Genomic DNA, 22,407 nt, shown 5'->3' with positions numbered 1-22,407 from the left:
AAGGATTATCTAAGTTCTAAAATACTTTAAAAGTTCTTTTTTTATTTTTCTCAAACTTCGTCTGAAAGTAATAAACCTAGATAATTTTAAAATTAAGATACTGGCTGCGGTATCTCTTCATTAATTAAATATTCAATATATTTCCAAATTTTTTCAGGGTTAATAAGGTTTTTATCGGTCGTTCCATCAATAATCATCCCATCAATAATAGAAATAATGATATGAACAAGGGGCGTTGGATTTTCTATACCTAATTGATTAAGCTTTTCATGTAATAGATTAGTCAACCATTTTGTATATTCATAAAATGGTTCACGAATTGAAGTATATTGTTTAGATACTTCAATAAATGCCTTTTTAAATAAACAGCCATTAAATGTTTCGCTATTGATCCATTCAATATACCAATTAAAAATAATATGAATTTGCTCAAGAGGACTAGCATCTTGATGTAAACTTAATTGTTCATTGATTGAGTTTTGAATATTTATATTTCGATGTTGCAAACATTCCATAATTAAATTTTCCTTTGATGGAAAATATTTATAAAAAGTCATTTTTGCAACATTTGATTCAGCAATAATACGGTCAACACCAGTAGCATTGTACCCAATCTGATTAAATAAATTTAAAGCAGTATTTATAATATCTTCTTTTTTTGACATTACTATTCCATATAGTTAAAACTAATTATAACTTAATCTAAAATATTAAATTTTTAATACAAATTATGATAATAAAAAACTGATTTTGATTCAAGTTGAGATTGTGATAATGATTATCATTAATTGGATTTTTTAAAATTTTTTATTTGATTTCGTACGATTTTAATTCTAATATTAATCAATGAAGGAACATATTTAAATATTAATTTAAGTCATTGTTTTTATAATAAAATATGTAAAAATCGATCATGCTTCAATAAGTTTAATGAGAGCGGATATGCCTAAGAAATTTGAGAATTTTAATAATCCTAGAAAGAAAGCACTCGCAGGGATGAAACAAAGCATTTCAGCTGAACTATGGGAAAAAAATTCAAACTTTTTGACCCGATTAAGAGCAAAGATAGCGAAACATCCTGTATCTCATCATCCTGCAATAGATACTTTAAATAATGGCGAAATTAATAAAGAAGATTTAAAAAAAATTCATTTAGAGTATCGCCATGCAATTGTGCAAACTTTTACTGATGCATTGCTCATGGCTCAATTTCAAACTAAACAATTAGAGCCGAGATTGCATGCTGGTGCAAAAATGTTCCCGCGTTTTCTTTTAAGTTTAAATATTTTTGATGAATTTGGATTTCGGCCAGGATTAGATAAAGACGGCTACTATCAGGGCAATCCTGAATATGCTCATTATCCCTTATTTGAAGATATATTGAATGATTTTGGTATTACAGAACAAGATCGTCTAACTTATCATCCGACTGAAATTGCAGATCAGGTTAGAGTATTTTTAGAAAATGCTTATGATGACTATAAAGCTGTTTCAGCCTTATTAGCAGTCGCAGAAGAAGAAGTCATTCTGTATAGTCCACCTTTACGTAGAGCAACTAAGGCAGTTGGTCTAGATGTGGAGGGTGGTGGTTATTATCATGTACATGGTATCTCTGAAGATGAAAGTGCCGAAGCAGCAGATGATGATCATGAAGAAGATTTATGGTATGTCTTGATGCAAGCTTGTACAGAAGAAGACTATAACTATATTGAAAAATTGTGCTTAGAGTATTGTGATTTATGGGAAAAGTTCTGGGATACACAATTAGAGAATTCTGAGCCCATGCGAAAGCAAATCTTAGCTTAATAGATGAAAGATGGATATTTAGTACGGAACGTAAGTGTATTTTAAAACATCTAAAATTTAGGGATAAAATAAATTTAAAATTTGAGTTTTTTTATAAGAGCAAAGCATATTCTATTTGGATATATATTAAAAAACCCCATAAACTTTTTGTTTATGAGGTTCGGTATTTGGTGGGCCCACACAGACTTGAACTGTGGACCAACGGATTATGAGTCCGCTGCTCTAACCAACTGAGCTATAGGCCCTATAAGGCAGAAAAGCTTTTAATCTCAATGCTTTTCAGTGCGTGCAATACTAATCAATTTTTTAATTAAACACAAGTCATTTTCTGAAGTAGACGCAAACTAAACCCAAAAATATTGTGTCTTATTGGTTAATATTTCAAGCGATAGTGATTCTAGCTTATGTGTAGTTCAAGAGTAAAGTGGGGGAAGTTATTTATCGATCAATTAGAATTTATTCCAACAATCTATTGTGACGATGACTTAATTGTATTTGTAGTTTGAGACATTAATTTATATAAAATAAATTTTGTTTAAAATATGAGCAGGAATTGTAGATGTGCTGTTTGTGTGTTGTGAAAATATAGAATTAGAAAAAACTTATTTAAGATAAATATAAATGGTGATTAAAAATATTATATATTTTTATATTGTAGTTGAGCTTTAGATATATGGTAGATTGCCTTTTTAATTATATATTTCGAAAAATAATAGTTACAATAATTCTATTAATAGAGTTCTAGCCTATATGTAGTAAAAAATATAGACTATTAGGCCCAAATTACTTAAGAAAAATAATATTATTAATTTTTAGAGTAGGTGTGAAACTTAAATTCAACTTAATGAAAAGTAAAAATTAACATATAAAGTTAGCAACTTTAATAATGAAACATAAAAGTAACGAATAAACGGATTCAATATTTTTTGATGCAAATAAATTTAATTAAAATATAATACTTTTTCTTAAAGTGTTGTTGTTTTTTTCTAAAAAAAAGCTGTTAAGGGTGGTAATAGAAATTTTTATTACTAAAATATCTTTCCTTCTCTAAAGTATTTTCTATATAAAACCTAAATTGTGATTGTCTTCACAAGAATACAAATGTTTGTATCTTATAAACTTTATTCTTGACTAAAACACTTGGTTTTAATAAAGTATAAGTGTATTTTTTACAAAACAAAATATTATTGCTTAATCCTGAAATACAACAAGAGGCCTACTTTCTAAGTAGGCTTTTTGTTTTTAGTAGTATTTAGAGAGATGGTACAGAGTAATAAGCTTAAGCTTTAAATAAACTAGATTTAACAAAAATAAAAATTATAAAAAATCTTTAGACTTTCAGAACTAACCTATAAAGTTTTATAAATTTTCTTGAATAATTTGAATTAACTCTCTAGCTGCTTTAGGTAAAGGGCGGTCTTGGAGCCAAATTAAATAAATAGATAGAGGTAAATGATTTTTCGTATTTTTAAAATCTAAAAGGACTAAGTGACCTTGATCAATTTTATCTTGTACTAGTGATAAGGGAAAATTTCCCCAACCAAGTCCAGCTTCAACCATATTAATTGCTGTTTGTAGACTATTGGTTTTCCAGTACATTGCACCAATAATTGAGCGGGAATCTGTCATTTCATGCTCACTACTCGCCACAACAATTTGTCTAATATTAATTAATTCCTCAATAGAAAAGCGTTTTGTTCTATCTTGTAGAAGAGCATGGTTAGAAGAAATCGTAGCCGCCACTGTTTCGGTCATTACCAATTGTAGATTCTCGCGCATTTTTATATTGAGGTCTGAACCCGCTAAGCAAAGACTGATTTGCTCCGTATAAAGTAAATTAACAATGTCGTCTTGGGGAGCAGTAATAACTTCTATGTTCAGTAAAGGGAATTTATCGGCTAGTTTCTTTATTGAATGGAATAATAATTTTGTATTTACATCGGAAACAACGCCAATACGCAATTTACTTTCAAGTCCTAAAGAAAGTTCATGTGCATGAGTGCTAAATAGCCTAAGTTGTTCAGAAATGATCCGTGCTTGAGGTTCCAAGGCTAATGCTGTAGCTGTAGGAATGACCTTTCGAGGAGTCCGTTCAAATAATATATAACCCAATTCTGCTTCTAAATTAGCAACGGCCATACTTACTGCTGAGGGGACTCGATTTAGTTTACGAGCAGCCGCAGAGAAAGAACCCGTATCGAGTACGGTTATGAAAAGTTCAATATTTTCACTGTTAAAATTCATTTTAATATCAGCTGAACTGAAAGCTATTAACTTTATATATGATTTTGACTGAAATTAAAATATAAGGAATGAAGCAGAGTTTATTGATTATGCAAGGTATAAAGCGTCGAATTGTATATGTTTCTTCCTATGAAATAATCGGAATGGTTATTTCATCAGTAGGGTTAGCGATTTTGGCGGGTGATAGTGTTGAACATACTGGACCACTATCTGTCATGATTACGACCATCGCTGTAACTTGGAATTTTATCTACAATATTTTATATGAGAAATGGGAAGCTAAACAAAGCAGTCATATCCGTACAGTTAAGCGTAGAGTTGGACATGCCATCGGGTTCCAGCTTACTTTGGTTCTGTTTTTAATTCCGCTTATTTCATGGTGGATGGATATTTCACTGATTGCTGCTTTTTGGTTAGATGTGGCCTTTATTATCATTATTCCTGTCTATACTTTTATATTTAATTGGAGTTTTGATAAGTTATTTGGATTGCCTATTTCGGCACAGGCTAAAGCGCTATCAGAATAACCGTAAAATTATTTTATAAGCTATCAAGGTGATCGACGTTGATAGCTTATCTAGTTTCATTATTTGATTTGATCAATGACTAACTGTTTTGAAAACTTGAGTTGAGCTTTCTTGGCGAAAATATAATAAATCACTGCTGCAGAGATAAGTCCTACAAGCCACGATAAATCGATTCCTCCTAGCATTGCCGCAATTTGACCCGTATAGAATTTACTATCAATAAATGGTAATTGAATCAAAATACCTAGAAAGTAGCAGGTAATACCAATCCGATTCCAACGGCCATACTTACCATTTGGATCATAGAGCGCATCTACATCACATTCTTCTTTAGAGATAAAGTAATAATCAACAAGATTAATGGCGCTCCACGGAATAAAAAAGGTAAGCAAAAACAAAATAAATGCTTTAAAGGCAGTTAAAAAAGTATGCTCACCTATAATTGCAATAAAGGTTGAGACTACAACCATAGTAAGAACAATCAGTAATCTTGTTATTTTTGAGATTTGATTTGTCGATTTGAAACTATTCCAAATCGTAGCAATACACATAAAACTGCCATAGGCATTTAAGGTCGTTAGAGTAACTTTCCCAAAAGCGATACTAAAATATAGAAAGGTTACGACAATGGCAATTGGGTTCATACCCACAACATATTGAACTTCATTTCCGACAAAATTGCCGTTTGCAACCTGAGCGATTAAAACGCCTAAGCTCATAGAAATTTGTGAGCCAATTAAAGAACCTAAGCCGACAGCCCAAAAAACACGAGATGAAGATGTTTTAGTTGGAAGATATCGAGAATAATCTGCAACATAGGGACCAAAAGAGATTTGCCAAGAAGCAGAAAGGGAAACTGCTAACAAGAATGAAGACCAGCTGAAATGACGTACTGCTAAGAGTTCAGAAAAATCAGAAAGTGCGAAGATCTGAGTCAAAATAATCACAAAAGCAATCAAACCAATAATACTGGCTACTTTGCCTACCAAATGGATTAAACGGTATCCAATTGTTGCGAATAAAATGATTAAACTTGCATAAATTAAGATACCAGTTGTATTGCTGACATGTGCCAAATGTGCAATTGCTTTACCCGCTAATACCTCTCCAGTTGCGGTAAAGCCAATATACATAAGGCAAACGAGTATGATTGGAATACAAGCGCCATAAACCCCAAATTGCACACGGCTTGAAATCATTTGAGGGAGACCAAGTTTAGGACCTTGGGCAGCATGCAGTGCCATGACGGCAGCACCAAAACATTGTCCTACTAATAAGCCGATAATAGACCAAAAAACATCTCCGCCTAACACAACGGCTAGCGCGCCTGTCACAATGGCTGTGATTTGTAAGTTGGCACCGAACCATAGGGTGAATTGAGCAAATACTCCGCCATGTCTTTCATTTTCAGGAATAAAGTCGATGCTTCGGTTTTCTATAAAACTACTATTAGGTTTCCCAGCCGATGAGTCCATTTCACTCTCCTTATCCTTTAAGAGCCATCCTATTCTTATTCATTCATATTTGTATAAGCAAATACAATCATGTATATACAAGTAATTTTAAGGAGAATCAAATATTTTTGAAGTATTGGACGTTAAAATTGAGTTAAATAATTCATAGATAAATAGAAAAAGTATTTGACTGATTTTATTTTTTAAAAGTTAAATGATAAAAAAATAATATATGAAAAAGCCCTCTGCAGAGGGCTCAATTTTATGCGTTTGCGTCTAAAACAAGTTGGATATAAGTGGGAAGTTCGGAAAATTGTACCAGTTGGGTCTTATCGTCTTGCTTAAAATAATACTGATAATTTGGAGTGTCTAAATGGTTATCTAGATATTGGGTTGCATCTGTAAACTGTGCTTTTGCAATAGGCTTATCTTTCTTGCATTTAATAATAACAGGATTTACAGAGTTTAATTTTACAGGAACACCATTTTCAAATTTAGCAGTTTCAATCAATAAGGAAATTTTGAAATCTCCGAAGGTTACACAGAAGTGACCTCCATTTTCAGTCTTAATTTTTCGGTCGGAGAAAAGATCTTTAAATAAATTCTTAAGGGATTCTCTGTGTTTATCTAAGGCAACTTGAAATTCATGATCTCGTTGCTCGATCTTTTCTTGCTCTTCTTGTAGCAATTTGGCTTGCTTTTCAATTGTTGTAAAATCCAGCTTCATTTTAATATCTCCTTTGATTGTTTCAAAACTATATATGGCAATCTTTTATTAAGTTTTAAAGAAACATACAGTATTTGTTACAACGGAATAATTAAGATGAGCTTTTGTATAAGCCATCACAATTGTAAAAAAATATTTTGAAAATATAAGAATTTAAAGAAATTGTTGAGGAATAATTTATATATTTGAAATGCTGCTACATATTAAGAATAGATTTTTAATGTAGCAGCATATTTCTTATTTTGTACAATGTTTTGCCATAAGTGGAGTGCTTTTAATTTTAAAAAAACCTCCGCTACTCATTACACCAAGCATCACTAAAACTGTTCCTACTAACTGCCAGATATTGAGGGCTTGTCCAGTAAGTAGAGCAATTATCATACTGAACACTGGCACAAAGTTAAAAAAGACAGAAGCACGACCAGCTCCTAACTTTTGTATACCATTAAACCAGAATAAATAAGCAATCATGGTAGAGCAGATAACAACATATCCCATGGCTAAGTGCGCATTTATAGGGGCAGATGTAATCGCTGTAAGAGGATCTTCAAATATCACACTCAACAAACCAAGTGTTATTGCCCCGAACAGCATAGAAAAAGTTGTTGTTTCTAAGGGAGTAGCATTTTTTACATAACGGCGAGACAGTACATTTGCAAGACAAAATCCAAATGCGCCCAATAATATAAATAGATCTCCAATGTCTATTTTGAGGTGCAGCAAAGTCGTTATATGTCCCTGACTAATCACCAGTAACACGCCACTTAAGCCAAATAAAACGCCTAAGAATTTATTAGTAGTAAGTTTTTCACCATCTAAAAGGATTGTCATTAATAGAGTCATTAATGGCGTGGTTGCCATAATTAAAGCACCGTTAACAGCTGATGTGGTTTGAAGTCCATAAAAACAGCCAATGTTAAATCCCGCAATTCCGATAATACCAATAATCAGATAGATAGCTAGATTCTGTCTTAAGGCTGTCCATCTAAGCTGGCCTGTTATTGAAAAGATTAAGAGTAAGCCTAGACTTGCAATAAAAAAACGTTCAGACGCAGCAGATAACGGGGGCATATGTTGAATAATATAAGACATTGCATTAAATGCAGATCCCCAAAAAAACATCGTTAAGACAACACCAGCATAGGCATAAGCCACCGTTCTGTTCATGGACAGGCTCCCATTAAGAAAGGTTTTATTCTCGACAAATCTATAAAGGTGTACAATTCCATATTAATACACTTCTAATGTGAAAATTTGCACAATGATTGATTGGGAAAATTTGCATTACTTTTCAGTTTTTACAGAAGAAAAGTCACTTTCTGCTGCTGCCAGAAAATTGGGAGTAGATCATGCAACTGTATCTAGAAGAATTGCCCAGCTAGAACAAAATTTAAAACTTAAATTAGTTGATCGTAGGCCACGGACATACATTCTGACTCCTGACGGAGAACGTCTTGCACAAGTAGTTGCTCGTATGATGGAAGAAACTTTTTCTATTGAACGTTTAACTCAAGCAGGTCAGCAAGAAGTAATGGGAAGTGTCTCTATTAGTATGCCTCCTTTAACTGCTGCACATCTCATCATGCCTCATTTGGGTAAATTTTATCGCCATTATCCGCAATTAAAATTACGGGTGCTCGGTGATGTTCATTATGTTTCTTTACAGCATAGTGAGGCCGATATTGCGGTACGATTTGGACGTCCTAAGGATGAAAATTTAGTTGCTCGAAAAGTAGGTGAAATACCTTTTGGAATATATGCAGGTCCAAATTATTTAGCTTCAACAGATCCTGAAAATTATGAATGGATTAGTGTAGAAGTGGGGGGAGTGCATGGTCAAAAACAGCAAAAGTTAAAAGAAAGGTTAAATCATAAAGAACCGATAATGGTTACCAATAATCCCGAGTTACAGTGGAGAGCTGCATGTGGAGAAATTGGTTTAGCGGTCTTACCAGATTTTTTAGGAGCTCTTAGTAATTTGGTCAGATTACAAGATGATTATCCGATGAGTGCTGAAATATGGTTAGTCACACACGAAGATTTAAGGCATAGCCCTGCAATACGTGTAGTAATGGATTTTCTAGTAAGCTGCTTCGAACCTTTCAAAATATAAATTTTCTTTAATAAACAAGGTAGAAATTGATAGTTACACCCAAGTGGTTTCATCTAGTTATCAGAAAAAAAGCCTGCATCTTCACGTGCCTGTTTTAAAGCTAAAATAAAAGATATTAGTAAAAGTAGCCCTATGAGGAAAAGAAAAAGATCAATTTTACTGATCGCGTAACCTATACTTGTAGCTCCTAGACTTAGTAAAACAATACATAATATTTTCCAAAAAATGAGCATGTTACGTTCTGATAAAAGCCTAAGAATATTGTTTGTAATTGAAGGGGATTTCTAAATTTATTTATGTTTTTTTTTATTATAGATTATGTAATTCTTTATAATTTTATAAAATTCATTTTCTATTAAGCTTATGAAAATAAAATAAATTATTTTTAGGTCATATGTATCGCTTTCTTTCTTTTTTTCTTAAAATTAAGTTTTTATTAATTAATAGAATGATAATTCTTTAGAAACACTATAAAATAGGATTCTAAAATATAAATTTAATTTTTTAATTATTATAAAACAATATCTTAATGTGATTATTTAAATTTTTGTTAAAAAAAAGACTTGATTTTTAAGCTAAATTTTGGAATTATAGTAATGCAAATTGTGATCTATTTCCCACAATTTGTATTTCAGGTTAAGTGGTTATCACTAATGCTCATTTGCTATTTTTGCTTATGAGCATTTTTTTATGGGACTTTTTAATATAACTACAAAATTTTGGAAATATTAAGTTTTAAGATTATTTAGCTGAGCTAAGCTTAATTATTTTTAGTAAATTTTAAGAGATAAATTAATCATATTGAATAGTCACCGTCGCAGTGGCTTTAACCTCACCTGCGGTCACATTGGTGGCGGTCTGATAATAACGAGCAGTTAAGGGGATATCGTACTCTATAGTCTGATTAGAGCTGACTATGCCTATATTTTGTTTTATTGTTTTTTGAATTGGGGTAGTGGCACCATTCATATTCCATAATAATTCTACACCCACACCATTGGCTTTGGTTGAGTCCGCGGCACTATTATTAATGACCTGATTATTTGTAGAGTCAGAAGTATAATCAAAACTTAAACTGATCATATTACTTGTAGATATACCGGAAGTATTTTCGCCGCCGTTACATAAAATTGATAGATTAAAATTCTGTTCTCCTTGGGTTGAACCAATCGCTTTAAAACCTGACTTTGTAACAGTTGGGAGCTGAATGGGTATATCCACACCATTTTGAATTTCACACGATGAAGATGCAATTCGGATAGGAGCATTACTTAATACAGTTGTTGTTAATAAAGGTCGATTTAGTTGTCCTGTTACATAATAACTACTATAACGGCCAGCTACTAATGCTCCAGAGCCAGTAATTTCAGCAGTTTTAATTATCTCCATAACGAAATATCCTTGTGAAAGCGTATATGGTGTATTTGGAGGTAATGGCTGTGAGTATGGATAATATCCTGTAAAATCTGAAACATCTGATGTTTCGCGATAAAGACGAATACCAATACCAGGTATATTTGTCGCAAAGACATTATTTCCAATAGGACTAATAGGATAATTTAAAGGGAGGATGGCATTAATCAGATCACCGGGACGGTTACAAGTTGCAGTTGAGTCATTTGGAGAAATTGCAAATGTACTTTTCTGTAAGATAGTCCCTATAGGGTCCGTAGGACGAACTACAATTGTTCCAACTGTCATTATAATGTCTATTGTTTTAAACCCTTTACTTAGAATGCAATTTGCATTTGTATGACTATATGCAAATAGACTCATCGCCAAAAATCCAATTTTTTTTAAGATATTGTTCATTTACACGCTGCCTTTGTCATAATAATTGACTGATTGTTATGCTTTATTTGATCCGTGATATCGTATTCAAGCTCGCACTTTTCAGTACTCTTATCACCCCATTTCACATATAAACGGTCATGTGTTAAAGGGGTTCGTAAATAAATACGGCTGCCTTGCGCAACAATACCTATCACTTCGTTATTTTGGTTGTATACCTGTGCTGCAAAAGGTAAGTGTGAGCCATCTAAAGTGGTCGTGCTAATAAAAAGTGCATAACCTTTTTTTGTTGTGAATTGAACTTTAGTGATTGAGCCTGCATAGGGAGCAATACGTAAGCTAGTTTCAGCTAGCTCAACCTGAGTAGACATGTTTTGCGGATCAAGACTAATGTCATTCATATGGTAAGGCGTAACATAGGGGATAACCGCATATCCATTTTTGTTTATGCTGAGGCCTGGTGTATTACCGACTTGTGCTCCTGTTGCATCTGGTGCATAAACTAAAACCATTGTTTGTGCTTGATCTGGCCCAAATAGAATTCCTTCGGAGTGGGCAACGATATTGCCACTCAAGTTAAGCATTTCTTGTTGATATGAGTCAGCGTAACTGAATGAAGCACCTAATGTTGTGTAGTTTGTCTTATAGTTGCCATTAATGTTGAGGTTTGTTTGACCATGGTCTTGACTAGAAATTGATGCGCCGTAATTCAAACGGTTTCCTGTAAAACCGCTAAAACTCAAAATTTGGCTATCTTTACTTAGAAGACTATTTAAATTTAAAGAGCTTTTCTTAAAATCTAAGGGAAAGGATAGAGAAATGAGGTATTGAGTATCTTGGTCAGCTCGCCCACCAGCTTCAATAGTTTCACTATTAATTGCAGAGAAACTATAAGTTAAATCTTTAAATTGGTTGCTATAACCTAATTGGAATTGCTTATTAGTAGTAGACTGGTTCCAATAGTTTGTCCACGAACCTACTAAATAGAAATTTCCCCATTGGTTTGGAAGAGCTTGATTTAAATTAATCTGGAATTCACTTTTTTGCTTACCTACCGAAAAACTATCAATGTTTTGCTCTTGTAAGTCCCGAATTAAAATTGCATCTCGTAGCTTGATATAGTTTTGTGTTGAATAACGATAAGTTGCTAGTGTTAAGTTAGTATGCGTTGGAGAAAATAACTTATTGTAACTTAGACGATAACTTTGCCCTGTCATTTTAGGTTGATGGGAAAAATTGGCATTTGACTGAGTTGCATCAAAAGAAATAGCACCAGCTGGCGTTGAAAAAGCTGTACCTAACAATACAGAGAAATACTGCTGCGTTCCTTGAATTGCGCTATAAGTTGTAAGGTAATTATTGATTCCGCGTTGATATTTACCCTGTATTAGCCATGGAGTTAACTTAATGTTTGGGTCTCGAAATTGTCCTAACGTGAATGAATATCGGCTTATTTGAGGACGTAACATTTCAATGACAGAAGCATATGGAATAGAATATTTTTGAACTATTCCATTAGATTCAAGTACCGAAACTTGTAATTCACCTCCAAATCCTGTGGGATAGAGATCATTAATTTCAAAGTTCCCAGGTGGAACAGTGGTCTGGTAAATTAAATTACCTTGTTGTCTAACTTCGACTTTTGCATTGGTTTTGGCATAACCTCGAACTCTTGGAGCATAACCGAGCATGCTATTTGGAAGCATTCGGTCATCACTTGAAATATTCATTCCACGATAGGGCAAAGAGTCAATAAAATCGCTATTAGTAAAATAATCTCCTAAAGTCACAACACCGTGAATATCGGGAAACGCCTTTTGTATATATGTATTTGTCGATGTATAAGAAGAATTATTAGATTGGCTTTGCCATTTCCATTGTCCATTATGGCGAAACTGCCACCTTGCTAAATTTGCTCCAAGATTGGTTCCCATAAAAGCATAACTATTTTGATGTTGTTCATTGACTATTCGATATGCTGTGGCGTTATAGCTTAAAAAAGCTGCATTAATACCGCGATCCCATAAATGTGGATCGATATAGCCTTGCGGATTTTTTTCTAAGACGACTTGCGGGATCGAAATATCAATTCTTAAACGGGAACTATCAAATACATAAAAAGCACCATCTATCCATGACGCGAGAGCTTTACATGAAGGTGATGAATTAGAATCATGTTGACTTAGAACATCAGCTTTTACGCCATATTCAAGCAACGCGGCTTCTGTAAAACATGTTTCAGCATTTGTGTTAGGAGCTGAGGCAGTAAATCGCATACGCCGTTTACCCAGCCATTGACCATTAATATAGACATCTAAGCTATATTCACCAGGCAAGATCGGGTTTCCGTATTTGAAGCGAGCTATATCAATTTTTTGTGCATTACCTACTAAGAAATTGCTATCAAATTCAGCCTTTGTAAAATGTGGAGCATCAGTATTATTTTCAGCATATATAGCCACAGGCATGAATAGCGTAATACTTGAGACGACATACCAAGTAAAGGGGCTTTTTAAACATATATAAGGTATAAACCATTTAGACATAGTTCTAGAGTCTATTCATGATAGGTTTTAAATTTTCTTAAGTAATACAATGAGGTTAGAATTTTATTGGGTGTTCAACTCGTCCACCGTAATCATTGATATATACAAAGCTCATATCGGCTAAGTTTTTATTTTTTAGTTTAATTTTATCCTCTGAATAAGGGGCAATCATTAAGCCTTGTTGCAATAAGTCTGTTTTATGGCCTTCACTTCCTTGAAAAATGGAGGTAATAGTAAGAAAAAAAGGTGTCGGATTTTTTATCATTAGATATTGATCATTTATTTTCCACTCGACTTTGTCACTTAGTTGATCAATATTTTCTTTTAGATCTATAGGGCGGTAAAAAAATTTAATTCGCGAACGAACAGCGAGTTGCAAAAAATTGTTAGAGGTTGTTGTGGTTTGACCTTGTTGAGTTCTCCCTTCAGGTTTAGGAGGTATATCTAAAACATTAAGCCAAAAAATAGATTCTTGTTGTTGGCTTAGTTGAGATGTAGTAGGCAACGCTGTAATTCTTAAGGTTTGCCCCTTAGTTGCTTCTACTCTTGAAATTGGTGGAGTAATAATGAAAGGTACATTTGTTTCATCTGGTGTTAAATTTGCATTTCCATCATCGATCCATGCTTGAACAAGAGACGGGGCCGTGCCGTTATTACTTAGTTGTAATGTGATCTCACGTGCATTTGAAGGGTAAATGACACGAGTACCATGTAAAACAATTTCAGTATGGCCTGTAGTAGTGAGCGCTACTTGCAGACAAACTAATCCCCAAAAAAATTTACGACCACGAAAAAGCATCAGTCATATTCTCAATAATAAATAATAGGAAGGAGATAGCTTCTATTCATGAATAGAAGCTTCAATTTTAAGTTTATTGATAAATGATCGTGTATTTTACTTGCGATGTTACCGTACCAGCAGTAGAAGCACCTGTAGCATAATATTCAGCATAATAGTTAAGATCAGCACTACCGCCTGCTGAAACATTTACCCATTGTGAATTCGTTTGAGTTTCATTTGTGCTTGTAGCAAGTACAGGAATTACAGCGTTATTACTGCCAAGTAACTGAATATTTACATTTGTTGCTGCACCAGAAGTTGCTTGGTTTAATAAACGACCCGTATTAAAGTCAACGGTTGCGCCTGGTTCAAAATAAGTTGCGACTTTACCTGCAGCGGTACAGTTCGTTAAATTAATTTGAAAAGGTGTGCGACCAGCTACATCACCAGCATTTTTTAAGGTTTGAGATGAAACAGTAGGTAAATTGATTGTTAAATTTTTATCTCCAGTATCAATAGTACAAGTATTATCCGTGACAAGACCATTAATAGTAATTGTGCCATCTGCTGCTTGTGCATTTGCTATATTTAAGAGAGAAACCCCCACCACAAAAATAAACTTTTTCATAAAATCCCCAAAATATATTTTTAAAATAAAACCCATTACTTTTCAGTAATTTTATTCTGATTAAGTAAGGCGAAGGAAATATATCACTTTTCAATCAAAAAACAAGAAAAACATTATATTTATATATATTTTGATCAATTATTTTCATTAATGAAAATTAAAAAAATTATTTTTTATCATTTGGTAAAATAATTAATTAGTTTTTATCTAAAATAGAATTTAAAAATTAGTAATATCTAAGTAATTGTATTCTATTGAATTAATGAAATTTTAAAATATTTAAGATAATATATATTTAATATTTTTTTATTAAACCATTGTTTTTAAATGATAAAATTGTTTTGTGTGTATCTTATAAATATATTTAATTTTTTAAGAATTTTTTAAGGTTCAATTCCTACTGTTTTAGTTGTAATTCAATAAAAGATAATCTGGAGTTCAGTTCCATGAATACTATGAAGTATAGCTATAAACCTAATTACTTTTTCTTTGCTCATAAATTAGTTTTATTTTTAAAGGATTATCTCATCAAGCATCCGACGGAGCAGCAAACAACGTTTAACTTGCAAACGATTTATGACATCTTTAGCCATGATCTTGCTTCAAGTACGACAAACCTTGAAGGTATCTTAAATATTGCAGATGAATATGTCTTTGAAACAGAAGATGGCTTACTTCCATTAATTAGTAAGCATTCAGTCAATCTCAAAAATCATGTGCTTTCTTTAGAATTTACACCTCAAGCCTTGGCAAGTCTGTTATCAGGTCATTCGTTAGTAAATCCTAAAGCAGCTTAGATTTTCTTTTAAGGTAGAGTGAACTCATATAAAATTCATAAAATTTATTTTTAAGAGTTATTTATGAGTAAAGACTTCAAGGCCTTAACTTATATTGCGGATGATAATGTAGCAGATACGGTGACTTGGCTTTTACACCATCAAGATGTTTTTGATTCTTTTAATTTTGATGTGTTGAGCCAAGAATTCACAGTAACGCATGCAGCAGGAAAGGATATTATTCGAGTCGGAACCTTTCTGAATGCTACTTACGGAATATTAGTAACTTCTATATAAATGAAAAAAGCCCTGAATGATCAGGGCTTTTAAATTTTTTAATTTGAGTTAAGCACTCATTGCATCTACTGATAAATCAGCAACTGTTGGCTTTGGTTTTTCAGCCGTTAAACCTAGTTTATTAAATAAAGCTTGGTCTTTACCTTCACCGGCATTTGGTGTGGTTAGTAGTTTATCACCAGAGAATAATGAGTTTGCACCTGCCATAAATGCTAATGCTTGGTCTGAATCACTTAATGACTCACGACCAGCAGACAAACGAATATAGCTATACGGCATGATAATACGCGCCACAGCAATAGTACGAATCCACTCAATAACATCAAGCTTTTCAACATCAGCTAAAGGTGTTCCTTCAATTGGAACAAGCATATTGATTGGCACAGATTCAGGATGAATTGGTAGGGTAGCTAGTTCATGTAATAAACCAATTCGGTCTTCACGAGTTTCGCCTAAACCTACAATACCGCCACTACAAACTTTCATACCAGCTTGACGAACATAATCAAGGGTATTTAAACGATCATCAAAAGTACGAGTACTAATAATGTGAGAGTAATACTCACGAGATGTATCTAAATTGTGGTTGTAGTAATCTAAACCAGCAACTTTTAGGCGTTCTGCTTGAGATTGATTAAGCATGCCTAAAGTCATACAGGTTTCCATACCTAATGCTTTAACTTCACGTACCATTTCTAAAACATAAGGCATATCGCGCTCATGTGGGTTACGCCAAGCAGCACCCATACAAAAACGTGAAGAACCGGAATCTTTTGCAGCTTTCGCTTCACTAATCACTTTTTCTACAGCAATACGTTTTTCTGCTTCTAGTTTTGATTCGTAATGTGCCGATTGTGAGCAGTATTTGCAATCTTCAGGACATTTACCCGTTTTAATAGATAAAAGGGTACTGACCTGAATTGAATTGGCAGTGAAGTGCTCACGATGTACTTGTTGAGCCTTGAAAACTAAATCCAAAAAAGGTTGTTCATATAAAGCTTGGATTTCTTCACGATTCCAATCATTACGTAGAGTCATTGTCATATCCATGATGATGGCATTAATTCACTATACATAATCATACAGAATTCGTATTAAAGCTATAGGGCAAAAAACATCATTTTTTTAATTTGATAGCTGAAGTTGATTAAGTTGCTGTTCAATTGCCCAATCAATATGCACATTGACGATTTCGTCATGTAAATTTTTGCCATTTTGTAGTTGATCTACAATTTCTTTTGAATAAGGAGCATTTCCTAATCCGATTGCAATATTACGTTTAAATGATTGATAACCTGTGCGGCGGATAGGGCTACCTTCCGTATTGGCTAAAAAAGTTGCTTCATCCCACTGCCAGATGTCAAGTAGACTAATATTATCTAATCCATGTCTAGGATTAAAATCAGAAATAGAAGCTGTTTTGGCAAAGCTATTCCAAGGACAAATTAACTGACAGTCATCACAGCCAAATATTCGGTTTCCAATACCTGTACGTAATTCTTCAGCAATAATTCCTTTATATTCGATAGTTAAATAAGCAATACAACGTCTTGCATCTAACATATAGGGCTCGACAATTGCTTGCGTCGGGCAAATATCAATACACGCACTACAAGAACCACAATGTGCTGTGGCTGGCTCGTCAAAAGGTAGGTCGAGTGAAGTAAATAACTCGCCTAATACGAAAAAAGAACCAGACTTTTTATGAATGAGTAAAGTATGTTTACCTGTCCAACCCATTCCAGCACTTTCAGCTAATGATTTCTCAAAAATAGGCGCCGAATCTGCAAAAGGACGAGATTCAAAGTCACCAACTTTTTCACGAATTCGTGTTGCTAAAGTTTTCAATCGGCCACGCATGACTTTATGGTAATCACGCCCACGTGCATAGCGGGCGATAATGGCAGAGTTAGGTTCCAAAGGTACATATCGCGGTTTTGGAGATTCCACAAGATAATTCATGCGGACACAAATAATACTTTTTGTGCCAGGCACTAATAGTGTTGGATCAGCTCGCTTTTCTAGATTTTCTTCTAAATAGGTCATGTCTGCATGATAACCACGTTCAAGGTACTCCAAAAAACGTGGCATTTGCTCTTGAGCATCTGGTTTTGCGATGACACAATCAGCAAAACCCAAGTCTAATGCTTGAGCTTTGATCCATGCTTTTAATTCATGTGGATCAATTTGTTGCACTGTAATGCGTGATGTGTCGGAAGATGTCATAAACCAAAATGCAAGAGGATAATAATATGCAGGCGGTAGTTTACCATAGCGATGATATTCGAGCATGGGAGCGGCGCTGGTTTGCTGCGCAAAACTCATCATTAGGCTTAATGCAACAAGCAGCTTGGTCAATCACTCAACAGCTCATCGTACTTTTTGAAAATCATGCCACTAAGAATATCGCGGTCTGGTGTGGACAGGGTAATAACGCAGGTGATGGTTACTTTGTAGCAAGTTACCTTAAACAAGCTGGATTTAATGTTGAAATCTTTGCAGCTCAATTGGGTGAGTCAGCCGATTTACATTGTGCAGCGCAATTTGCTAGAGAAATAAAAGTCCCAATTCACTCAAATTTTGAGATTAAAAGAACATTTGATTGTCATATTGATGCTTTATTTGGCATAGGTTTAAACAGAGAATTAAATATAGATTGGCAACAAGTAATTCAAAAGTTTAATGAACAATTGGGCCTAAAAATTTCGATTGATATACCTAGTGGCTTACAAGCAAATACAGGACGAGTCTTACCCTGTGCAGTAAGAGCTAATCATACCTTTACTGTTTTAGGTCTTAAAGCAGGGCTATTTACAGGACAAGGTAAAGAGTACGCCGGACAAGTTCATTTAATTAATTTAATTCCTACAGACCACGAGTTGAAACCCTTAGCTTATTTGTCACCCACAAATATTAAACTTCCTCAGCGTATGGCATTTGGTCATAAGGGAAGTTACGGGCATGTTTTAGTGGTGGGGGGACATGAGCAAATGGGCGGTGCAGTTATTATGGCTGCTGAAGCGGCCTTTCATGCAGGAGCAGGCAAAGTGACGGTTGTCTGTCACCGTAATCATCATCATGCTATTTTGTCACGGGCGCCTAATATTATGCTTCGTGATATTAATGCCTTAGATGAAAACAGTATTAAAGAGATTCTATCTCAGGTCGATGCAATATGCTTTGGAATGGGATTAGGCCGTGACGATTGGGCAAAGCAGATTTACCAACAATGGTTTAAATTGTTAAGTCATAGTACACGCCTAGAAGTTGTTTTAGATGCAGATGCTTTATGGTTTCTGGCTAAACAGCCTGAAAAGTTAAATACACATATTTATGCCACACCTCATCCTGGAGAAGCTGCAACTTTACTTGGTTGCTCTACAGCGCAAATTGAAAATGACCGAATTGCTGCAATTTATGCCTTACAACAAAAATATGCAGGCCAGTGGGTACTTAAAGGAGCGGGTAGCTTAATTTTAGAAGATAATTTGTATATTTGTACGCAAGGTAATGCTGGTATGGGAACTGGTGGAATGGGAGATGTGTTAGCAGGAATGATTGCAAGCTTAAAAGCCCAGTTTCACAAAGGTATTGCATTACATGAGATTGTTGCCCTTCATGCTCAAGCTGGAGACCTCTTAGCAAAAAATGGTATGCGTGGTTTACAGGCCTACCAAATGAATCAAGCCATTACTCAGGTTGTAAATTAATAAGTTTTTTTAACGTCTACGACTGCTAGAGCGGCTTCGTCCACGTGCCATACCACCTAAGGCGTTTAAAACAGACAATTTGCTCATACTTCCCGATGCATGAGCATGGCAGATAGCAGCAGCAAGGGCATCGGCTGCGTCGGATTGAGGTTTAATGGTCAAATTAAGTAATCGCATCACCATCATTTGGACTTGTTCTTTATCGGCAGCGCCATAACCAACCACAGACTGTTTAATTTGACGGGCAGTATATTCTGCAACTTGTAAATCTAAATTCACTAATGCGGCTATGGCAGCACCACGCGCTTGTCCGAGTTTTAAGGCAGAGTCTGGGTTTTGAGCCATAAAGACTTGCTCAACCGCAGCTTCAGTTGGACCATGAAATTTCACAATTCGCTCAACGCCAGCAAAAATACGTTTTAAGCGTTCTGGCATTTCTTGAGTTTCTGTTCGGATTGTACCAGCATCAACAAAACGCAGTTTACTACCATCTTTTTCAATGATTCCATAACCTGTTAAGCGTGAACCTGGGTCAATACCAATAATCAGTGCCATGTGAAGACTTATATAAATAGTTTAGAGAGTATTGTTACATAGCCAAAAAGGTTCTGCATGCGTAATTTAAAGAATGCTGCGATGAATGGTTATTTTTCGGTTTTTATGGGACTAATTTATATCTTTAAAATAATTTGATGTAATTCTATTTTAGTGGAATACTTATCTATAATTTTGGAATTAAATTTTATCGGTAGATGGAAGATATTAATATCCGCATTGCGCAGCAAGTGCGTGAAATACGTCTAGCGCGTGGATATACTCTAGATGTTCTTGCTAGTCGATGTCAGGTAAGCCGTTCTGCAATTTCACTCATTGAAAGAGGAGAAGCGAGTCCTACAGCTGTTGTCCTTGAAAAGCTGGCAAATGGTTTAGGAGTGCCTTTGACTCAGCTATTTGATAGCCCACAGAATACTCAATCGCCTCAACCTATGGTGCGACGTAATCAACAATCACAATGGAAAGATCCAGAAACAGGGTATATTCGCCGTCAAGTTTCCCCTCCAAATTGGAAATCTCCATTTCAAATCGTTGAAATTGAATTTCCTGCTCAGTCTCGAGTTACGTATGAAACAAGTGTAAATTCTAAGGTTGTATTACAGCAGATTTGGGTAATTGAGGGACAAATCGATATTCAATTGGGTGAAAACTTTTATGCTTTACATGAGGGTGATTGTTTGGCGATGCAATTAGGTCAACCGATCATATACAGCAATCCTTCTTCTAAAACCGCTCGCTATATTTTAGTTGTATGTAATGAGCTCGTCTCTGTTCTTAAGGAATCTTCATGATTAAAAATCTTAATCCAAATTTACGTTTAATTGATTGTCATGAAGCTACACATGCAAAGGCTATATTAGATATTTTGAATGAAGCAATTATCAATTCTACCGCTTTGTATGACTATTTGCCGCGCTCTGAAGAGTCAATGAAAAGTTGGTTTGCAGTTAAAAGAGAAAATGGTTTTCCTGTGATTGGTATTGTAGATGAGACAAATAAGTTATTAGGTTTTGCAAGCTGGGGAACCTTTAGAGCTTTTCCTGCCTTTAAATATACGGTCGAACATAGTATTTACATTCATCATGAACATCGTGGTGGCGGATTAAGCAAAATTCTAATGCATGAATTGATTAAGCGTGCTCAAGAGGCAGATTTGCATGTATTGATAGGCTGTATCGATGCAACCAATCAAGCAAGTATTGGTTTACATGAAAAAATGGGCTTTATCCATGCAGGTACTTTTAAGCAAGTCGGTTTTAAGTTTGGCCAGTGGCTCGATGCTGCTTTCTATCAGTTAAATTTAAATACACCGCATACGCCAGTTGACGGATAAATAATAAAGCTTTCAAATTTTAAGCAAATAGCCCAGTTCATGATGATGAAATTAAATTGGGCTATAGGGTCTAAATTATAAAATACCTAATTGTTCTAATCCTTTATAAGCAATTTCTTTTCGAATAGAACTAGGTATTCCTTTTTTCATTTCTAAATTAAGTGCGAACGCTACAATTTCTCCTTGTGGTTGAACCACCCAGCCTGTAAACCAACCAACTTGTGGTTCAACATCCCATCCCCAACCACTTTTAGCATAAATTTTTCGTCCATTTTTTTCTTCTATGAACAGCATAGATTGAACTTGTTCTTGCACATTTTTGCTAAAAGGAAGAGTTTTATGGGCTAGTTCATAAGCAAACTGGGCTTCTTGTTGAGGTGTAATTTTAAGTGGGCCAACAAGCCAAAAATTATCTACTTTTGAACCAATATCAGCATTACCGAAACCAATGCGCTTTACCTCTTTAGACATAAGATCAAGGCCAATTCGTCGAGCTAGTTCCTGATAAACTGGAATAGCAGAAGCTTTCATAGCATCGCCTAATGTCATGTCTTTTTCCCAATCGGGAAATAAACGCTTTTGCCCATCCCATTTAAACACTTCAGTTGGCGTTGCTTTATGATGCTCAAGTCCAATCAAAGCATTTAACATTTTAAAGGTAGAGGCGGGAACATATTCGGTTGATGCTCTTTTAAGATCATTGCCATAGACTTCCTCTATTTGCCCACGTTTTATAACTAAAACACCTTCAGTTTGTGCTTGATCAAACAATGATTTAATTTTCTCTGAGTTTTTATTGGTAGAAATTGACTGTATTTGATGCTGTTCTACCGTATTAAAAGAACATGCCGATAAAAACATCGTACCAATGGCAAAGAAAAGAGCTTTTTTAGTCATGAGTCTATGTGGGTTTAAAAGAGTTATTCTTTAATTTAACTTGAATAGAAGTCCTTTTAGATAGAAAAAATGTAAGTTATTTACGAAATTCTATATCTATGTACTACTTTTTAAAATTTTATAAAACAACTATATAAATAAAGGAATATATCCATGTTTTCTAAGAATCTAAGTTTTCAACTAGACTAAAAAACTGCTTTCTTGAAGGACTTTCCGTTTAAC

Annotated in this window: 22 protein-coding genes and 1 tRNA gene; 8 read left to right on the top strand and 15 right to left on the bottom strand. The window is 34.4% G+C overall.

All coding sequences use genetic code 11. The features are described 5' to 3' along the window. Positions 1-92: 92 nt before the first annotated feature. Positions 93-665, bottom strand: a complete 573-nt coding sequence (locus tag KIP84_RS09980) for a TetR/AcrR family transcriptional regulator (protein WP_005802380.1) — start codon at positions 663-665, stop codon at positions 93-95. 277 nt (positions 666-942) lie between these two features. On the opposite strand from KIP84_RS09980, the gene KIP84_RS09975 reads away from it, so the two are divergent. Then, positions 943-1,806, top strand: a complete 864-nt coding sequence (locus tag KIP84_RS09975; protein ID WP_002115982.1) for an iron-containing redox enzyme family protein — start codon at positions 943-945, stop codon at positions 1,804-1,806. 168 nt (positions 1,807-1,974) lie between these two features. Here the strand turns inward: KIP84_RS09975 and KIP84_RS09970 are convergent. Continuing rightward, positions 1,975-2,051: transfer RNA gene (locus tag KIP84_RS09970), tRNA-Ile, on the bottom strand. Between the two features lie 1,114 nt (positions 2,052-3,165). Then, positions 3,166-4,050, bottom strand: a complete 885-nt coding sequence (locus tag KIP84_RS09965; RefSeq protein ID WP_005076369.1) for a LysR family transcriptional regulator — start codon at positions 4,048-4,050, stop codon at positions 3,166-3,168. 89 nt (positions 4,051-4,139) lie between these two features. Here KIP84_RS09965 and KIP84_RS09960 point away from each other — a divergent pair, with 89 nt between their 5' ends. Continuing rightward, positions 4,140-4,577, top strand: coding sequence for a PACE efflux transporter (locus KIP84_RS09960; RefSeq protein ID WP_005076367.1), 438 nt, complete (start codon positions 4,140-4,142; stop codon positions 4,575-4,577). A gap of 59 nt (positions 4,578-4,636) precedes the next feature. Here KIP84_RS09960 and KIP84_RS09955 read toward each other — a convergent pair whose 3' ends face one another. The 3 genes from KIP84_RS09955 to KIP84_RS09945 all read right to left on the bottom strand — a co-directional run bounded on the left by KIP84_RS09955 (position 4,637) and on the right by KIP84_RS09945 (position 7,925). Further along, entirely contained in the window at positions 4,637-6,052 is a 1,416-nt protein-coding gene (locus KIP84_RS09955) for a cytosine permease (protein WP_213688378.1), read from the bottom strand. A gap of 241 nt (positions 6,053-6,293) precedes the next feature. Next, complete coding sequence (locus KIP84_RS09950) at positions 6,294-6,758, bottom strand: hypothetical protein (protein ID WP_202744199.1); 465 nt, start codon at positions 6,756-6,758, stop codon at positions 6,294-6,296. Positions 6,759-6,995: 237 nt separating this feature from the next. Further along, entirely contained in the window at positions 6,996-7,925 is a 930-nt protein-coding gene (locus tag KIP84_RS09945; RefSeq protein WP_005076361.1) for a DMT family transporter, read from the bottom strand. A gap of 94 nt (positions 7,926-8,019) precedes the next feature. On the opposite strand from KIP84_RS09945, the gene KIP84_RS09940 reads away from it, so the two are divergent. Continuing rightward, positions 8,020-8,871 carry a LysR family transcriptional regulator gene (locus KIP84_RS09940; protein ID WP_069123055.1) on the top strand — a complete coding sequence of 284 codons (852 nt, stop codon included), beginning with the start codon at positions 8,020-8,022 and terminating at the stop codon, positions 8,869-8,871. Between the two features lie 53 nt (positions 8,872-8,924). On the opposite strand, the gene KIP84_RS09935 is transcribed toward KIP84_RS09940, so the two are convergent. The 5 genes from KIP84_RS09935 to KIP84_RS09915 form a co-directional block, all read right to left on the bottom strand. Then, entirely contained in the window at positions 8,925-9,104 is a 180-nt protein-coding gene (locus tag KIP84_RS09935) for a hypothetical protein (protein ID WP_031948130.1), read from the bottom strand. A gap of 559 nt (positions 9,105-9,663) precedes the next feature. Further along, the gene (locus tag KIP84_RS09930; protein ID WP_060465772.1) at positions 9,664-10,683 is read right to left on the bottom strand and encodes a fimbrial protein; all 1,020 of its coding nucleotides are present in this window, start codon (positions 10,681-10,683) and stop codon (positions 9,664-9,666) included. Continuing rightward, a complete protein-coding gene (locus KIP84_RS09925; RefSeq protein WP_081325730.1) occupies positions 10,680-13,124 on the bottom strand; it encodes a fimbria/pilus outer membrane usher protein in 2,445 nt (814 codons plus the stop codon). Before KIP84_RS09925 ends, KIP84_RS09930 begins: the two co-directional genes overlap by 4 nt. A gap of 139 nt (positions 13,125-13,263) precedes the next feature. Beyond that, positions 13,264-14,007, bottom strand: a complete 744-nt coding sequence (locus KIP84_RS09920; RefSeq protein ID WP_017399866.1) for a fimbria/pilus periplasmic chaperone — start codon at positions 14,005-14,007, stop codon at positions 13,264-13,266. A 73-nt stretch (positions 14,008-14,080) separates the two neighbouring features. After that, on the bottom strand, positions 14,081-14,653 hold the full coding sequence (locus tag KIP84_RS09915) for a fimbrial protein (protein ID WP_213688377.1): 573 nt from the start codon (positions 14,651-14,653) through the stop codon (positions 14,081-14,083). Between the two features lie 410 nt (positions 14,654-15,063). Between KIP84_RS09915 and KIP84_RS09910 the strand changes: the two genes are divergently transcribed. Both KIP84_RS09910 and KIP84_RS09905 read left to right on the top strand, forming a co-directional pair. Beyond that, the gene (locus KIP84_RS09910; protein ID WP_017386793.1) at positions 15,064-15,414 is read left to right on the top strand and encodes a hypothetical protein; all 351 of its coding nucleotides are present in this window, start codon (positions 15,064-15,066) and stop codon (positions 15,412-15,414) included. Between the two features lie 63 nt (positions 15,415-15,477). Beyond that, a complete protein-coding gene (locus KIP84_RS09905) occupies positions 15,478-15,690 on the top strand; it encodes a hypothetical protein (protein WP_081174201.1) in 213 nt (70 codons plus the stop codon). Positions 15,691-15,738: 48 nt separating this feature from the next. Here KIP84_RS09905 and bioB read toward each other — a convergent pair whose 3' ends face one another. Together bioB and queG are read right to left on the bottom strand one after the other, a co-directional pair. After that, a complete protein-coding gene (gene bioB, locus KIP84_RS09900) occupies positions 15,739-16,728 on the bottom strand; it encodes a biotin synthase BioB (protein ID WP_005076331.1) in 990 nt (329 codons plus the stop codon). A gap of 87 nt (positions 16,729-16,815) precedes the next feature. Beyond that, on the bottom strand, positions 16,816-17,916 hold the full coding sequence (queG, locus tag KIP84_RS09895; RefSeq protein ID WP_213688376.1) for a tRNA epoxyqueuosine(34) reductase QueG: 1,101 nt from the start codon (positions 17,914-17,916) through the stop codon (positions 16,816-16,818). A 26-nt stretch (positions 17,917-17,942) separates the two neighbouring features. On the opposite strand from queG, the gene KIP84_RS09890 reads away from it, so the two are divergent. Beyond that, positions 17,943-19,400 (top strand): NAD(P)H-hydrate dehydratase, encoded by a 1,458-nt coding sequence (locus KIP84_RS09890; RefSeq protein WP_213688375.1) that lies wholly within the window; start codon positions 17,943-17,945, stop codon positions 19,398-19,400. Between the two features lie 9 nt (positions 19,401-19,409). On the opposite strand, the gene ruvC is transcribed toward KIP84_RS09890, so the two are convergent. Further along, a complete protein-coding gene (gene ruvC / locus KIP84_RS09885; RefSeq protein WP_002121356.1) occupies positions 19,410-19,955 on the bottom strand; it encodes a crossover junction endodeoxyribonuclease RuvC in 546 nt (181 codons plus the stop codon). A 197-nt stretch (positions 19,956-20,152) separates the two neighbouring features. Between ruvC and KIP84_RS09880 the strand changes: the two genes are divergently transcribed. Further along, positions 20,153-20,746 carry a helix-turn-helix domain-containing protein gene (locus KIP84_RS09880; RefSeq protein ID WP_199976692.1) on the top strand — a complete coding sequence of 198 codons (594 nt, stop codon included), beginning with the start codon at positions 20,153-20,155 and terminating at the stop codon, positions 20,744-20,746. Further along, the gene (locus KIP84_RS09875; RefSeq protein ID WP_213688374.1) at positions 20,743-21,288 is read left to right on the top strand and encodes a GNAT family N-acetyltransferase; all 546 of its coding nucleotides are present in this window, start codon (positions 20,743-20,745) and stop codon (positions 21,286-21,288) included. The genes KIP84_RS09880 and KIP84_RS09875 overlap by 4 nt, the downstream gene beginning before the upstream one ends. 75 nt (positions 21,289-21,363) lie before the next feature. Here the strand turns inward: KIP84_RS09875 and blaOXA are convergent, their stop codons facing one another. Then, on the bottom strand, positions 21,364-22,185 hold the full coding sequence (gene blaOXA / locus KIP84_RS09870; protein ID WP_213688373.1) for an OXA-213 family carbapenem-hydrolyzing class D beta-lactamase: 822 nt from the start codon (positions 22,183-22,185) through the stop codon (positions 21,364-21,366). Positions 22,186-22,407: the final 222 nt, after the last annotated feature.

It is taken from the genome of Acinetobacter sp. BHS4, assembly GCF_018454425.1.
In the GTDB taxonomy this organism is placed as follows: Bacteria; Pseudomonadota; Gammaproteobacteria; order Pseudomonadales; family Moraxellaceae; genus Acinetobacter; species Acinetobacter pittii.
This window is presented reverse-complemented; position numbering and strand designations above follow the sequence as displayed.

Bases quoted from the DNA above. Each gene is read 5' to 3' on its own strand.
- KIP84_RS09980 (WP_005802380.1), bottom strand. From the start codon at position 665: ATGTCAAAAAAAGAAGATATTATAAATACTGCTTTAAATTTATTTAAT.
- KIP84_RS09975 (WP_002115982.1), top strand. From the start codon at position 943: ATGCCTAAGAAATTTGAGAATTTTAATAATCCTAGAAAGAAAGCACTC.
- KIP84_RS09965 (WP_005076369.1), bottom strand. From the start codon at position 4,050: ATGAATTTTAACAGTGAAAATATTGAACTTTTCATAACCGTACTCGAT.
- KIP84_RS09960 (WP_005076367.1), top strand. From the start codon at position 4,140: ATGCAAGGTATAAAGCGTCGAATTGTATATGTTTCTTCCTATGAAATA.
- KIP84_RS09955 (WP_213688378.1), bottom strand. From the start codon at position 6,052: ATGGACTCATCGGCTGGGAAACCTAATAGTAGTTTTATAGAAAACCGA.
- KIP84_RS09950 (WP_202744199.1), bottom strand. From the start codon at position 6,758: ATGAAGCTGGATTTTACAACAATTGAAAAGCAAGCCAAATTGCTACAA.
- KIP84_RS09945 (WP_005076361.1), bottom strand. From the start codon at position 7,925: ATGAACAGAACGGTGGCTTATGCCTATGCTGGTGTTGTCTTAACGATG.
- KIP84_RS09940 (WP_069123055.1), top strand. From the start codon at position 8,020: ATGATTGATTGGGAAAATTTGCATTACTTTTCAGTTTTTACAGAAGAA.
- KIP84_RS09935 (WP_031948130.1), bottom strand. From the start codon at position 9,104: ATGCTCATTTTTTGGAAAATATTATGTATTGTTTTACTAAGTCTAGGA.
- KIP84_RS09930 (WP_060465772.1), bottom strand. From the start codon at position 10,683: ATGAACAATATCTTAAAAAAAATTGGATTTTTGGCGATGAGTCTATTT.
- KIP84_RS09920 (WP_017399866.1), bottom strand. From the start codon at position 14,007: ATGCTTTTTCGTGGTCGTAAATTTTTTTGGGGATTAGTTTGTCTGCAA.
- KIP84_RS09915 (WP_213688377.1), bottom strand. From the start codon at position 14,653: ATGGGTTTTATTTTAAAAATATATTTTGGGGATTTTATGAAAAAGTTT.
- KIP84_RS09910 (WP_017386793.1), top strand. From the start codon at position 15,064: ATGAATACTATGAAGTATAGCTATAAACCTAATTACTTTTTCTTTGCT.
- KIP84_RS09905 (WP_081174201.1), top strand. From the start codon at position 15,478: ATGAGTAAAGACTTCAAGGCCTTAACTTATATTGCGGATGATAATGTA.
- bioB (WP_005076331.1), bottom strand. From the start codon at position 16,728: ATGACTCTACGTAATGATTGGAATCGTGAAGAAATCCAAGCTTTATAT.
- queG (WP_213688376.1), bottom strand. From the start codon at position 17,916: ATGACATCTTCCGACACATCACGCATTACAGTGCAACAAATTGATCCA.
- KIP84_RS09890 (WP_213688375.1), top strand. From the start codon at position 17,943: ATGCAGGCGGTAGTTTACCATAGCGATGATATTCGAGCATGGGAGCGG.
- ruvC (WP_002121356.1), bottom strand. From the start codon at position 19,955: ATGGCACTGATTATTGGTATTGACCCAGGTTCACGCTTAACAGGTTAT.
- KIP84_RS09880 (WP_199976692.1), top strand. From the start codon at position 20,153: ATGGAAGATATTAATATCCGCATTGCGCAGCAAGTGCGTGAAATACGT.
- KIP84_RS09875 (WP_213688374.1), top strand. From the start codon at position 20,743: ATGATTAAAAATCTTAATCCAAATTTACGTTTAATTGATTGTCATGAA.
- blaOXA (WP_213688373.1), bottom strand. From the start codon at position 22,185: ATGACTAAAAAAGCTCTTTTCTTTGCCATTGGTACGATGTTTTTATCG.